Genomic DNA, 12,814 nt, shown 5'->3' with positions numbered 1-12,814 from the left:
TTCAATTATGTGGTATAATTACCAACGTTATTATAAAAATTGACCGGAAGGAGAAATTACATAAATGGCAAAGGATATCGGAATCGATTTAGGAACTGCAAACGTTCTAATTTATGTTCAAGGCAAGGGCATTGTCCTGAATGAACCTTCAGTTGTAGCAATTGACACGCAAACTAATAAAGTATTAGCTGTGGGTTCAGAAGCATATCGAATGGTTGGGCGGACACCAAGCAATATTCGTGCTATTCGTCCATTGAAGAACGGTGTTATTTCCGACTTCGATGTTACTCAAGAAATGCTTTCATACTTTATCGGCAAATTGAGTGTTAAGGGCTTTATGTCAAAGCCAGATATCATGATCTGTGCTCCAACAAACATTACTGAAATTGAACGAAAGGCAATTATTCAAGCAGCCGAGCAATCAGGTGGGGGTAAAGTTTACCTTGAATATGAGCCTAAGGTTGCTGCAATTGGTGCAGGGCTCGATATCTTTAAACCACGTGGTAGCATGGTTATTGATATGGGTGGTGGTACTAGTGATATTGCCATTCTTTCACTAGGTGATATTGTTGCTAGCCGGTCAATCCGGATGGCTGGTGATAAGTTAAACAATGATATTACTGCCTACATTAAGGATCACCATGGCTTAATTATTGGTGAGCATACTGCTGAACAAATTAAGATGGAGATTGGAACTGCATTACCAGTTGATGAACCTAAAAAAATGGATGTTCGTGGTCGTGATGTTGCTACCGGAATGCCAAAGCAAATCACAACTGATGAAAATGAAATTGAAGAGGCAATTCACGGTACTCTTGATCAAATTGTTAAGGCAACAATTAGTGTTCTTGAAACCATCCCACCTGAATTAGCAAGCGATATTATTGATCGGGGAATTATGCTTACTGGAGGGACGTCACTTCTTAAGGGAATTGATCAACTCTTCAGTGATCAGTTAAAGGTTCCCGTTGTTGTTTCTCAGGATCCACTTGATAATGTCGCCAAGGGTGCTGGTGAAATGCTAGAACGAATGCAAAAGACAGATAATAGTAAAAAAGGTAAGGACTAGTGAGTAAGTTCGCGTGTCGGATGATTCGGTGGTATCAACGAAACATATCGGCGAAGCGATCTTTTAGAGCTTGTCGGTACTATCCCTCTTGTTCTCAATATACGTTAGAAGCAATTCAGCGTTTTGGATTAAAGGGAATACTGCTTGGAATCGTTCGGGTACTACGGTGCCATCCTTTTGCTCATGGTGGTTACGATCCGGTTCCAACAAAATTTACTTTCCATCGAGTTATGAAATAGTAAAGGTGAAAAAGTGGCAAAAAAAGATAAAAAAATTGAAGTTAATGTAAAGGATATTGAGCGTCGTCATCAACCAGTTCAGCAAGTGTTCATTGGCAAGCGACTGATTGGTGAAGTATTAGCGGATGGTAACCGATTCAAAGCCTTGCTAACCGCTGACGAAAGCGAGTTTTATGTTCGTTCTCAAGAAGAAGGACTAGAAGTTGTCCTCCAACAATATCATTTACATCAAGGATAATGCGATGCAGCAGCGTTGCTAAAATCTCAAAAAAGGAGCTCAAGAATGCAACGTTCTCAAAGTGATGATGAGAGTCGAATTGACTGGGGGATTATTTTCTGTGTTTTACTTCTGGCCTTAATTGGGTTAGCCTCAATTTACGTTGCGGCTGTCCATGACACGGGTGGTTCAACTAGTGTTATGCGTCAAGTAGTAAGTCAGTTGATTTGGTATGTCATCGGAACAATTCTGGTTATTATAATTATGCAGTTCGATTCGGAACAGCTATGGAAGGTTGCTCCGTTAGTTTACTGGGTTGGAATATTTTTAATGTTTGCGATCCTCGTATTTTACAGTCGAGCATATTACGCCAATACGGGGGCCAAAAGCTGGTTTGCGATTGGACCATTTACTTTTCAACCATCAGAAATTATGAAACCGGCTTACATTTTGATGATGGGCCGGGTAATTACAACTCACAATAACCATTATAATGTTCATACAGTTAGGTCCGATTGGCGATTAATTGGGACAATGTTTTTGTGGTTATTACCAATTTTAATTTCACTAAAGTTACAAAATGACTTTGGGACAGGATTAGTTTTCTTTGCAATCTTTTGTGGAATGATCCTGGTTTCCGGAGTGACATGGCGGATTATTGCCCCAACCGCAATTGGGCTAATTGTTGTTGGGGGATCGGCACTGGCAATGGTTACAAGTTCTGTTGGTCGGACAATTTTGGAGCATATTGGCTTTCAAGCCTACCAGTTTGACCGGGTTGATACTTGGCTTCATCCAGAACAAGACACAAGCAACCAGGGCTACCAACTATGGCAAAGTATTAAGGCAGTTGGTTCGGGCGGAATTACCGGAACTGGCTTTGATAACTCTAAGGTATACGTCCCTGTTCGTGAATCAGATATGATTTTCTCAGTTATTGGGGAAAACTTTGGCTTTATTGGAAGTGCCCTGTTGATTCTTCTCTATCTTCTGTTAATTTATTTAATGATTCGGGTAACTTTTGATACCAGAAATGAATTCTATGCGTATATTTCAACGGGTGTAATCATGATGATTTTATTCCACGTTTTTGAAAATATTGGAATGAACATCGGATTGCTACCACTAACTGGTATTCCATTACCATTTATTAGTGCTGGTGGTTCGTCCCTGATTGGTAACCTGATCGGAATCGGGATGGTAATGTCGATGAGATATCACCATCACTCTTACATGTTTAGTAATAACAAAGAATTTAGATAGATGGGGTGTAGTGGAAGATGGCTACTGAAAGTTACTTTTGGACAGAAAAACAAAACAACGGTAACACACGTTTAGGTTTAAATGATAATGGTCGTGATGATCTTGGCCAAGTTAGTTTTATTGATGTTCCTGCTGTTGGAACAAAGTTAACTAACGGGGGTAAGTTTGTTGCTGTTGAAGCTGAGAAGGCAGTAACTGATATTGATAGTCCAATTGACGGTGAAATTGTTGCGGTAAACCAAAAAGCAATTGATCAACCAGAATTGCTTGGTTCAAGTGACAAAAATGATAATTGGATTGTTGAGGTTAAGGCATAACATTCTAATGATATATGGTAAGAGGCTTAGGGAAACCTGGCCTTTTTCATTTTTAAAATTAATTTGAATTAGGTATTGACAATAAAAAGTGAACTTAGTATTATAATATCAATTGAAATATTAGAATACTATTTGAAAAGATGAGTAGATACTAATTAATCACTCAGAGAGTTCTTGATTGGTGAAAGAGAATTGGTTGATGGTACCGAAGATGGTCTTTGATTAAAGCGTGTTAGTGAGTCTGATGATAAGCTAATATTGGTTACTGCCCATTATCGCAGGTGAGTGTTTACTGACACTTATTAAGGTGATCATTGTGAAGTGATCATAAACTGCGGTGGTACCACGAAGCCTTTCGTCCGTTTAATAATTTGTTTATTGAACGAACGAAAGGCTTTTTTATTGAAAAGGAGGAAGAGTAATTGATTCGGTTTAAGGATGTCTCAAAAACATATAATGGTAAAGAAGGCCCGGTAAAGGCAATTAAAGACGTTAACTTGACAATCCCTGATGGAAAAATTTATGGGATCGTTGGTTATTCTGGAGCTGGGAAAAGTACTCTAATTCGAATGATTAACGGCTTGGAAACACCAACTACTGGTTCTGTAACCGTAAATGGTCAAGAAATTAGTCAACTAAAAGGGGAAGCGCTCCGGGAAGCCAGATTAAAAATTGGGATGATTTTCCAGCACTTCGACTTGTTATGGTCACGAACCGTCCAGGAAAATGTTGAATTTCCATTAGAAATTTCTAAAAAGGGAAACAAGACAGAACGTCAGCAAAAGGCGGAAGAATTAATTAAACTGGTTGGCCTTCAAGGAAAAGAAAATGCTTATCCTTCAGAATTGTCTGGTGGGCAAAAGCAACGGGTTGGAATTGCTCGCGCCCTTGCTAATGACCCTAAAATTTTATTATCTGATGAAGCGACAAGCGCTTTGGATCCAAAGACAACGGATGAAGTTTTGGATCTCCTTGTTGATATTAATCGCCGTTTAGGATTAACAATTGTCGTAATTACTCATGAAATGCATGTTATTCGTAAAATTTGTGATCATGTTGCGGTACTGGATGCTGGAACGATTGTTGAAGAGGGGCCGGTTTTGGATGTCTTTAAGCACCCGCAACAAGCAATTACGAAACGGTTTGTTAACCAAGAAACATCTACTGGTTCTGCCGATGATACCCAAGTTGTCGTTAAACAATTATTGGAATCCCATCCTGATGGGGTAATTGTTAAATTAACCTTCCATGGTGACCAGGCAAAATTGCCAATCGTTTCTGAAATGTTACGACAATTCCCTGAAACAAATATGAGTATTATTGAAGGGAATATTCACCAAACACAGGAAGGATCAATTGGTTCATTGTATATTCAATTAACTGTCGATAACGATAACCAGGATCAAATTAAGGGCGCTTTAGATTATCTGAAGACAATGAGAGTAGAAACAGAGGTGATTAACCGTGAACAATAGTGGATTTGCTTCATTCTTTGAATTTAATAAAGTTGATTGGACAAAAATGGGTCAAGCAACCTGGGAGACTGTTTGGATGACGGTTGTCTCTATGGTTGCGGTAGCAATTTTGGGGATTATTCTTGGATTGATTTTGTTTGAAACCCAGAATAGTAACTCAATTGGTGCCAAGATTGTTAACTGGGTAGTTGCAGCGCTAGTAAATATCTTCCGGTCAATCCCGTTCATTATCTTAATTGTTCTGTTGCTACCAGCAACTCAAGCACTGGTTGGAACGATTATGGGACCACGAGCGGCGCTACCATCGCTGATTATCTCAGCTGCACCATTCTATGCCCGGTTAGTTCAAATCGCCTTTGATGATTTAGATCATGGGGTGATTGAAGCAGCTAAGGCAATGGGCGCAACCCGCTGGCAAATTGTTACTAAGGTTTTAATTCCGGAAAGTTCGCCAGCTTTAGTTTCGGGAATTACGGTTACTACCATTTCATTAATTGGTTACACCGCAATGGCTGGGGCAATTGGTGCCGGTGGCTTAGGGAACCTTGCTTACTTAGATGGTTTCCAGGCAAGTAACAATGCCGTTACAATGATGGCCACGATTATTATCGTCATAATTGTTTTTGTCTTCCAATTCTTGGGTGACACAGTTGTTAAGAAAATTGATAAGCGTTAATTAGAAAACGGAGGGAATTCTTATGAAGAAAAAATGGTTAGCAGCAATTGCAACATTAGCATTAGGGGCATTAGTCCTTACCGGATGTGGAAAGCAAAAGGAAACAACTTTGACTGTGGGGGCTTCTTCAACCCCTCACGCTGAAATTTTGAAGCACGTTCAACCTCAATTAAAGAAGGAAGGGGTTAACCTTCAAATTAAGACATTCCAAGATTATGTATTGCCAAACAAAGAGTTAGCAAGTGGTGATTTAGATGCCAACTACTTCCAACACAAGCCATTCTTGGACAACTGGAACAAGAAGAATCATGGAACTTTAATTAGTGTCGGAAATGTTCACCTGGAACCAATTGGATTCTACTCTAAGAAGTACAAGAAGTTATCTGATTTACCTGATGGGGCAACGATTTTAGTTTCAAATAACGTTGCGGACTATGGACGGGTTCTTCAAATCTTAAAGGATGCCGGTTTAATTACATTGAAGCCGGGAACTAAGATTGAATCTGCTAACTTTAATGATATTCAAACTAACAAGAAGAACCTGAAGTTCAAGACAGATCTTGAACCAAAGCTCATGACGCAATTCTACAAGCGTGGTGAAGGTGACGCAGTTGTCATCAATGCCAACTACGCTGTTCAAGCGGGCTTAAATCCAAAGAAGGATTCAATCGCCCTTGAAAAGAATACTTCACCTTACGCTAACTTAATTGCAGTTCAAAAGAAGAACAAGAATAATCCAGCAATTAAGAAGTTAGTTAAGGCCCTTCAATCCAAGTCAACTCAACAATGGATTAATAAGCACTACAACGGTGGTGTCGTTGCGGTTTACCCTAATGGTAAATAAAAGAGTAACCGTTTCAATATAAATAAATAGCTCCAAGAATTCGTTTTTATCGAAAGCTTGGAGCTATTAATATTTTAAAACTTAACCTAGTGAATTAACAACATTGAGTTTGAAGAGGAGAAGGTTAAAGGTAACAATTACAGCTGTAATGATAAATACCATACTATAACTAGAAACTCCAGCGATAGTGGAGCCAAGTAGTGGACCAAAAATATTTCCAATGTACATTGCGCTTTGGTTCCAGGAAAAAATACGTCCAGTAATCATTGCAGGCGTGTTTTTGGTAAGAAGGGTTTGTACTTGTGGGAAAAGACATGCATCCGTAAAGCCAACCAGGAAGCGTAAGATCCCAAGTTCAAACGCGTTTTGGACAAAGGCGGTCAGGAAGAAGAGAACAATTGCACCAGTAAAACCGGCGATAATTACTTTTTGGGTACCAATACGATCACCAATTGCACCAAACCGAGAAGCGGCAAGAAAAGTGGCAATTCCAGGAAGTGCTGCAATTACTCCAGAAACGAAGACAACGTTCCCCTGGTGACGCATTAATTGACTAACGTAGAGGGAAACGATCGGGTTAATCGAATTATTGGCTGCTTGAATGATCAGGGTTGTTAGGAGAAGTCCAAAGATCAACCGTGGCTTTTTAAGTGCAGCCACCACACTACGTGAACTTGCAAGCTTCTGATTGGTTACCGGTTTAAAATCATCTTCATGAACAAAAAAGAGGGCTAAGAAGAAGGCGATCAAAAGCAAAAGACCGGTAATAAAGAAAGTAACCCGATAACTAAATAACGAAGCAAGAGCACCACCAATAAAGGGACCGAGAAGATTCCCGGCTGTAAACGAGGAAGCCATGGTTCCCAATGCTTGACCTGATTTCTCTTTTGGTGTTTCTGTTGCAATTAAGGCATTGGAGTTAGAAACAAAGCCGGCAAAGAAACCTTGAGTCATCCGGAGAATAAACAGTTGCCAAACATTAGTAACAAGTCCCATTGCTGCTAAGACGATTGCCATACCAAGGGATGCACGGAGGATCATTAGTTTCCGTCCTTTTTGATCTGCTAATTTCCCCCACCATGGAGAAACAAAAGTAGAGACAAAATAAATTCCTGAAAAAACTAATCCGGCCCACATGTTTAATTGTTGATGGGAAAAATGGCCCAGCGTGTTAATGTAAAGTGGCAAGAATGGCATTACTTCGGAAAAAGCAATTCCGGCGATAAAGACGGCAATTGCAAGAACGCGTAAGTTCCGTTGCCAAATTGGGATTCTCTTTTCTACCATACGATAACTCCTTTAATTTAAACTTGCGAAAAAAGTGTTTTTTATTATAACGCAAAGTACCGGGGATGTTAATTTAAGGCTTTCTTGCTTAAATCTAGTAAGAAGAACTAATTCATGGTATACTAAAGATTCTAGGAAAACGGTAATAAATAAAGTTAAACTAAATAAGGTGGTATACGCAATGACTAAAAAGTTAAACATCGCATTGCTGTTTGGTGGCAATTCATCTGAGCATGATGTTTCAAAACGTTCGGCGCATAATATTTATGATGCTCTTGATAAAGATAAGTATAACGTTAGCTTATTTATGTTCACTAAAGATGGGATTCTTCTTGGTAATAGCGCATCACAGCGAATCTTTAATGGTGATGATGAAGACCAAGTTGTTCAAGAAGAATACCAAAAAATGGACCTGAATCAACCATTAGCACCAATTATGGCATTAAACGAGATGAAGACTGTCGATCTCTTCTTCCCGGTAATTCATGGTAACCTTGGAGAAGATGGGACTGTTCAGGGGCTTTTTAAGCTTTTGAAGAAACCATATGTTGGCTCTAATATTGCGGCCAGTGCGATGGCCTTTGATAAGGACTTAACCAAGAAGATCCTTACAGAAGCTGGCATTCGGAATACTCCTTACGTGGTGGTTACACCAGAAAACCGGGCAGATTATCCATGGGCTAAGGTTGAAGAAAAAATTGGTGATTTGGCATTCGTAAAGCCAGCAAAACAAGGTTCTTCTGTTGGAATCCATAAGGTAACAAATGCGGAAGAGTATGAAAAGGCGTTGGATGATGCCTTTAAATATGACTACAAGATTCTTGTAGAACAAGGGATTGATCACCCGCAAGAAGTTGAAATCTCTATTCTTGGAAATGAGCATCCAGTTGCTTCTAAGCTTGGTGCTGTTCGTGTCCCTGAAGGCGATTCTTTCTACAATTATGAAAATAAATTTGTGGATGCTAGTGGGGTTGTTTTTGAATTACCAGTAAAGTTACCAGAATACTTAACTGAAGAAATTACTTCAATGGCTTTGAAAGCATACAAGGTTCTTGGCATGAAGGGAATGGCACGGATTGATTTCTTGGTTGATTCAAATAATGTACCATACCTTGGCGAACCTAATACGTTACCAGGATTCACTAATATTAGTTTGTATCCGCAAATGTGGGAAGTTTCAGGAATTGGTTACTCCGATTTGATTGACCGATTAATTCAGCTTGGCCTAGAAGAATTTGATCGAAATAGTAAGATTAAGTATGACTTCCGTAAACTTGGTGAAGAAAAAGTCGGTACTAAAAAGTACAATGAAGATTAAAGTATTCACTTTATATTCATTTTTATTTAAACTGTCTATTTAATTTATGAAAAAAGAATAAGAAAAGAAAGACTGGTCAAAATAAGTCCTACTAGTCTTTTTTTGTTCCAGATTTCTTCGCATAAACCCATGATTAGTGCTATAATGCATAAGGATATTTTCAACTATAGTTTGTAGATCAGTTGATCTTTCTAATAATTTTAGTCATATTATTAATAAGTTGAGGAAGGGAAGAAAATGAAACTCCGAGGAGACGTCTTAAAGAAAATTCGCCGCAAAAGAGGGTTATCACAGACAGCATTAGCAGAAGGTATCTGTACCCAGGCAACAATTAGTTTAATGGAAAAGAAGAACCGGTTGCCTAAAATGAATATTCTGACTGCAATTTGTGAGCGGCTAAATATTCCCACAGAACGAATTGTGGAGAATAGCGGAAGCGGCATTAATGACCAATTTAACACAATTGTAAATGATTTAGTTGCTGGTAAATTCGAGATTGCTACGGAAGCATTAAATAAGATTCCGGTAAAGAAGCTAGAAAGTGATTTTGATAAGCAACGGTATTATTACCTATTAGGAATGGTTCAAGTTAACTCCAATAAGATTGATGAAGCAATCTTTAGCTTTGAATTAGTGTTAACCCAGTTTGCGACAACCAGCGCTAATATCTACCTTGCAATGACCACTGCGGGAATGGCATTGGCATACTGTAAACGCAATGATCCAGAGCGGGCAGCAAGATTAACTGATCGGGCGGTTCGGTTAATTGATAATAAAAAATTGATCGGGAGCCTGCACCAATGGGCATCAATTTACTGCCAACTTGGCGAACTTTATAGTAACTTAGGTAATTATAAGGATTCGAAAGACATTGTTGAACGGGGAATTGAACTTTGTCGTGAGCATGATTCCCTTTTCATTTTGGACGAATTATACCTTATTCGAGGAAAAGACGAACTAGCATTGGGTGACGATGAGCAGGCAAAGGAAACTTTGGAAATTGCTCGAAGCATTAGTGTAGCGCGTCGTGAATCTTTCGTTAAAGATGAAATTGCTGCTGAATTAGAAAAATTGAATTAAAAAAGAGTATCTGTCAACTAGTATTGACGGATATTGATGCCACTCACAGAAATGTGGGTGGCATTTTTATGTAAATAGATAATCAATTCTTAAAAAGAAAAATTCTTGATTGGTAAACTCGTACAGGTTCGTTTGAGTATTTTAATTTTACAGTTAATTCCTTCTAGGAGGCCGTTGGAAATTCATACTTGGTAGCATGTATGAATGACTGTTTTTTTACAGTGTATCATCGGATAAGATAACGTAGCCTGGATTAATTTGATCTGTTTGTTAGGTTTAAGAATAGATTTAATATTAAGAACCTTAATATTCTGGTCTTCAATTCCAAGGAGATATAAGTGTAAATTATTTTGGGATATCTGTATGACTTTCTTTACATAATTTTTGTGGTGAATTGATTGCACTACACTAAAGTAGAAGTTACACTTTTTATGTAAAAAACTGGTATTGATTTCTCGTCAATACCAGAAAATATATCAATGCTCCTATCTTTAGATATAAACTAACAGGAACTCCATAACTAGTATTAATAATTACGGAGTTCCTGTTAGTTTTAGTTAGAGTTACTTCTTTTTCTTCTTATCAACTTCGATTGGCTTATTATCCAAATCAGTCCGAACGACTAATACATCACAGATTGCTGTCCGGGTAACATATTCGGTAACAGAACCAATTAGGATCCGTTCAACGGCATTTAGCCCTGTAGCACCGATCATAATTAAATCAGCATTCATTTCCTTTGGCACATCTCGGGCAATAATTGTCTTAGGTGCACCATATTCGATTGAGTAGTTGACATTCTTAACGCCCTTGTCTTTAGCATAATCAATATACTTATCAAGAGTCTTCTTTGCGGTCTCAGTAACTTGTTCAACCATTGAACTATCGAAACTGGAAATGTTTTGGAATGCCCGGGTATCAACAACGTGTAATAACCGTAATTCTGTTTCTTCACCGTTCCGCTTAGCAACAGCAACAGCCTTCTTGAAAGCTAATTCAGCTTCTTCAGAACCGTCAACTGGAACCAAAATATGTTTGTATTGTTGAGCCATATTGTGGTGCCTCCTTAATTATTTACCTCTATTATACACTGAAACAAAAATGACAGTAAAGACTCAAGCGTCTAGTTTTTTCGTTGTTCTGCCTGAAAATATCCCATTAATGAATAAGCCATTAAAGTCTCACAAACACAGCCAATAACGACCATTATAACGATAAAGAGAATTGAATTGGTCCAGGCTGCGATCATCGCTAAACCACCGATGATTAATAACAGAAATCCCCAGATAATTAATGCTTTGGAAAGGGGGGCTTGCCGTTCAGGATGAAAGATTAGAAATGGCTTGTGAAGATGAGTTAAGAAGAACAAACCTTCAAATGCAGCAATTAAGCCGAAAAGCGTCATTAAAATTGATAGTAACATGATTAACCTCGTATTTTTAATAAGATATCAATGGGCGTCAACGTTCGTGAAAGAGAACATTGACGCCCAGTTGACAATTATGTACGAAAACTCCGTTAGTGCCGTTAATTGTCATTCAGTGTTGACCTGTGTTTAAGACAGGTGGGACATGACTGTTAGCTATTCAGTTACCAAGTGAAAAGGCATACTGGCCAACTAACGAAGTACTAGTCCCAATTTTATAAGACTGTAAGGCAAACCTGCGTTTAGACAACGCGTACACCACAGAATTTTCACCATTTATATTAGCATGATCTCCCTGAATTAGCAATTAATTAAGGGCGTTGTGAATGGTGACGAAGCCCATTCTTTTGAGCGGTTTTAAGTTGCCAATATTGATTGCCTAATGCTTGTTCAAACCGGCCGTTCTTCTTAGGATGGAAGTATTGAGCGTTTTGAATTCTTCTTGGAAGGTATTGTTGAGCAACCCAATCTTGCGGATAGTCATGAGGGAATAGATAGTTATTGCCATGACCAAGTTTACTAGCACCTTTATAATGAGCGTCTTTCAGGTGATCAGGGACCTCGCCAGTTCCGCCAGCTCTGACTTGCTCTAATGCACTGTCAACGGCACTGATTCCCGAATTTGATTTTGGTGAGAGACAAAGTTCGATTACAACATCAGCTAGGGGGATCCGTGCTTCAGGGAAACCGATTTGTTGGGCAGCTTGAACTGCGGTAACAGCTCGTTGGACTGCAGGCATGTTAGCGAGACCAATATCCTCATAAGCAATCACGATTAATCGTCGACAAATGCTAATTAGGTCCCCAGCTTCAATCAGCCTGGCAAGGTAATGCAGGGCAGCATCAGTATCAGAACCCCGGATCGATTTTTGAAATGCGGAAATTACATCATAGTGAGCATCGCCATCCCGTTCACTGGCAATTGCTTTCTTTTGCACGCTTTCTTCGATTACGGGGAGGGTTAGGTGGATTATTCCATCTTTATCCGGATCAGTTGACTTAGCTGCTAATTCGAGGCCGTTTAGAGCGCTTCGTAAGTCACCATTTGTTGCGGTCAATAATTGTTCTTCGGCGGCAGGATCTAATTTAATTGGCATTTTACCTAATCCACGTTCTGAATCAGTAAGAGCACGATTAACTGCAACTTTCATATCATCAATGCTTAAGGGGGGTACCGGAAAAATTTGGGTTCGGCTTCGAATTGCCGGATTAATACTAATATAAGGATTTTCGGTTGTGGCCCCAATAAGGATGATTTGACCACTTTCTAAATGGGGAAGTAAGAAATCCTGTTTGCTTTTATCTAAACGATGAATTTCATCAAGCAAGAGAATTACTGTCCCGCTCATTTTTGCTTCTTCAGCAACTACTTGGAGATCCTTCTTTGTATCCGTTGCTGCATTTAGTTTACGGAATGCATACTTGGTTGAACCAGCAATGGCGCTCGCAATACTTGTTTTTCCAGTACCAGGTGGTCCATAAAGAATTAGTGATGATAACATTCTTGCTTTGACCATTCGGGAAATAATTTTATTGGGACCGACGAGGTGTTGCTGACCAACGACCTCACTAAGATTCCGTGGTCGCATTCGATATGCCAACG

The 12,814-nt window shown here is 39.1% G+C and carries 14 protein-coding genes, 1 other RNA gene and 1 other annotated feature; of the genes, 10 read left to right on the top strand and 5 right to left on the bottom strand.

The features are described 5' to 3' along the window. Positions 1-64: 64 nt before the first annotated feature. The 8 genes from mreB to PRK60_RS06595 all read left to right on the top strand — a co-directional run bounded on the left by mreB (position 65) and on the right by PRK60_RS06595 (position 6,100). Positions 65-1,069: a rod shape-determining protein gene (mreB, locus tag PRK60_RS06630; protein ID WP_273645839.1), complete on the top strand. Its 1,005-nt coding sequence runs from the start codon at positions 65-67 to the stop codon at positions 1,067-1,069. Positions 1,070-1,089: 20 nt separating this feature from the next. Continuing rightward, positions 1,090-1,308: a membrane protein insertion efficiency factor YidD gene (gene yidD, locus PRK60_RS06625; RefSeq protein ID WP_216972381.1), complete on the top strand. Its 219-nt coding sequence runs from the start codon at positions 1,090-1,092 to the stop codon at positions 1,306-1,308. 13 nt (positions 1,309-1,321) lie between these two features. Continuing rightward, positions 1,322-1,546 carry a DUF2969 domain-containing protein gene (locus PRK60_RS06620; protein WP_003717674.1) on the top strand — a complete coding sequence of 75 codons (225 nt, stop codon included), beginning with the start codon at positions 1,322-1,324 and terminating at the stop codon, positions 1,544-1,546. Between the two features lie 45 nt (positions 1,547-1,591). After that, positions 1,592-2,788: an FtsW/RodA/SpoVE family cell cycle protein gene (locus PRK60_RS06615; protein ID WP_102168070.1), complete on the top strand. Its 1,197-nt coding sequence runs from the start codon at positions 1,592-1,594 to the stop codon at positions 2,786-2,788. A 17-nt stretch (positions 2,789-2,805) separates the two neighbouring features. Further along, positions 2,806-3,105, top strand: a complete 300-nt coding sequence (locus PRK60_RS06610; protein ID WP_102168071.1) for a glycine cleavage system H family protein — start codon at positions 2,806-2,808, stop codon at positions 3,103-3,105. Between the two features lie 123 nt (positions 3,106-3,228). Beyond that, positions 3,229-3,471 (top strand) — a binding site (T-box leader). A gap of 56 nt (positions 3,472-3,527) precedes the next feature. Next, positions 3,528-4,580 (top strand): methionine ABC transporter ATP-binding protein, encoded by a 1,053-nt coding sequence (locus PRK60_RS06605; RefSeq protein ID WP_273645838.1) that lies wholly within the window; start codon positions 3,528-3,530, stop codon positions 4,578-4,580. Between the two features lie 46 nt (positions 4,581-4,626). Next, positions 4,627-5,256 carry a methionine ABC transporter permease gene (locus tag PRK60_RS06600; protein ID WP_178696159.1) on the top strand — a complete coding sequence of 210 codons (630 nt, stop codon included), beginning with the start codon at positions 4,627-4,629 and terminating at the stop codon, positions 5,254-5,256. A gap of 22 nt (positions 5,257-5,278) precedes the next feature. Further along, entirely contained in the window at positions 5,279-6,100 is an 822-nt protein-coding gene (locus tag PRK60_RS06595) for a MetQ/NlpA family ABC transporter substrate-binding protein (protein ID WP_102168074.1), read from the top strand. An 81-nt stretch (positions 6,101-6,181) separates the two neighbouring features. Here PRK60_RS06595 and PRK60_RS06590 read toward each other — a convergent pair whose 3' ends face one another. Beyond that, a complete protein-coding gene (locus PRK60_RS06590; RefSeq protein ID WP_273645837.1) occupies positions 6,182-7,387 on the bottom strand; it encodes an MFS transporter in 1,206 nt (401 codons plus the stop codon). Between the two features lie 181 nt (positions 7,388-7,568). On the opposite strand from PRK60_RS06590, the gene PRK60_RS06585 reads away from it, so the two are divergent. Then, positions 7,569-8,705: a D-alanine--D-alanine ligase family protein gene (locus tag PRK60_RS06585; protein WP_102168076.1), complete on the top strand. Its 1,137-nt coding sequence runs from the start codon at positions 7,569-7,571 to the stop codon at positions 8,703-8,705. A gap of 237 nt (positions 8,706-8,942) precedes the next feature. Further along, positions 8,943-9,785: a helix-turn-helix transcriptional regulator gene (locus PRK60_RS06580; protein WP_102168077.1), complete on the top strand. Its 843-nt coding sequence runs from the start codon at positions 8,943-8,945 to the stop codon at positions 9,783-9,785. A gap of 563 nt (positions 9,786-10,348) precedes the next feature. On the opposite strand, the gene PRK60_RS06575 is transcribed toward PRK60_RS06580, so the two are convergent. From PRK60_RS06575 to PRK60_RS06560, 4 genes are all read right to left on the bottom strand, one after another. Continuing rightward, positions 10,349-10,837 carry a universal stress protein gene (locus tag PRK60_RS06575; RefSeq protein ID WP_102168078.1) on the bottom strand — a complete coding sequence of 163 codons (489 nt, stop codon included), beginning with the start codon at positions 10,835-10,837 and terminating at the stop codon, positions 10,349-10,351. 71 nt (positions 10,838-10,908) lie between these two features. Further along, the gene (locus tag PRK60_RS06570) at positions 10,909-11,208 is read right to left on the bottom strand and encodes a hypothetical protein (protein ID WP_102168079.1); all 300 of its coding nucleotides are present in this window, start codon (positions 11,206-11,208) and stop codon (positions 10,909-10,911) included. Between the two features lie 85 nt (positions 11,209-11,293). Next, positions 11,294-11,481: non-coding RNA, 6S RNA (gene ssrS, locus PRK60_RS06565), on the bottom strand. Between the two features lie 41 nt (positions 11,482-11,522). Continuing rightward, complete coding sequence (locus PRK60_RS06560) at positions 11,523-12,800, bottom strand: replication-associated recombination protein A (protein WP_273646441.1); 1,278 nt, start codon at positions 12,798-12,800, stop codon at positions 11,523-11,525. Between the last annotated feature and the right edge of the window lie 14 nt (positions 12,801-12,814).

Origin of the sequence: Limosilactobacillus portuensis (assembly GCF_028607025.1) — a bacterium.
In the GTDB taxonomy this organism is placed as follows: Bacteria; Bacillota; Bacilli; order Lactobacillales; family Lactobacillaceae; genus Limosilactobacillus; species Limosilactobacillus portuensis.
The sequence above is the reverse complement of the archived record's forward strand: the minus strand, read 5'-3'. Positions and strand labels throughout refer to the sequence as shown.

Bases quoted from the DNA above. Each gene is read 5' to 3' on its own strand.
- PRK60_RS06600 (WP_178696159.1), top strand. From the start codon at position 4,627: ATGGGTCAAGCAACCTGGGAGACTGTTTGGATGACGGTTGTCTCTATG.
- PRK60_RS06560 (WP_273646441.1), bottom strand. From the start codon at position 12,800: ATGCGACCACGGAATCTTAGTGAGGTCGTTGGTCAGCAACACCTCGTC.
- PRK60_RS06570 (WP_102168079.1), bottom strand. From the start codon at position 11,208: ATGTTACTATCAATTTTAATGACGCTTTTCGGCTTAATTGCTGCATTT.
- PRK60_RS06580 (WP_102168077.1), top strand. From the start codon at position 8,943: ATGAAACTCCGAGGAGACGTCTTAAAGAAAATTCGCCGCAAAAGAGGG.
- PRK60_RS06610 (WP_102168071.1), top strand. From the start codon at position 2,806: ATGGCTACTGAAAGTTACTTTTGGACAGAAAAACAAAACAACGGTAAC.
- PRK60_RS06615 (WP_102168070.1), top strand. From the start codon at position 1,592: ATGCAACGTTCTCAAAGTGATGATGAGAGTCGAATTGACTGGGGGATT.
- PRK60_RS06585 (WP_102168076.1), top strand. From the start codon at position 7,569: ATGACTAAAAAGTTAAACATCGCATTGCTGTTTGGTGGCAATTCATCT.
- PRK60_RS06590 (WP_273645837.1), bottom strand. From the start codon at position 7,387: ATGGTAGAAAAGAGAATCCCAATTTGGCAACGGAACTTACGCGTTCTT.
- PRK60_RS06575 (WP_102168078.1), bottom strand. From the start codon at position 10,837: ATGGCTCAACAATACAAACATATTTTGGTTCCAGTTGACGGTTCTGAA.
- yidD (WP_216972381.1), top strand. From the start codon at position 1,090: ATGATTCGGTGGTATCAACGAAACATATCGGCGAAGCGATCTTTTAGA.
- PRK60_RS06595 (WP_102168074.1), top strand. From the start codon at position 5,279: ATGAAGAAAAAATGGTTAGCAGCAATTGCAACATTAGCATTAGGGGCA.
- mreB (WP_273645839.1), top strand. From the start codon at position 65: ATGGCAAAGGATATCGGAATCGATTTAGGAACTGCAAACGTTCTAATT.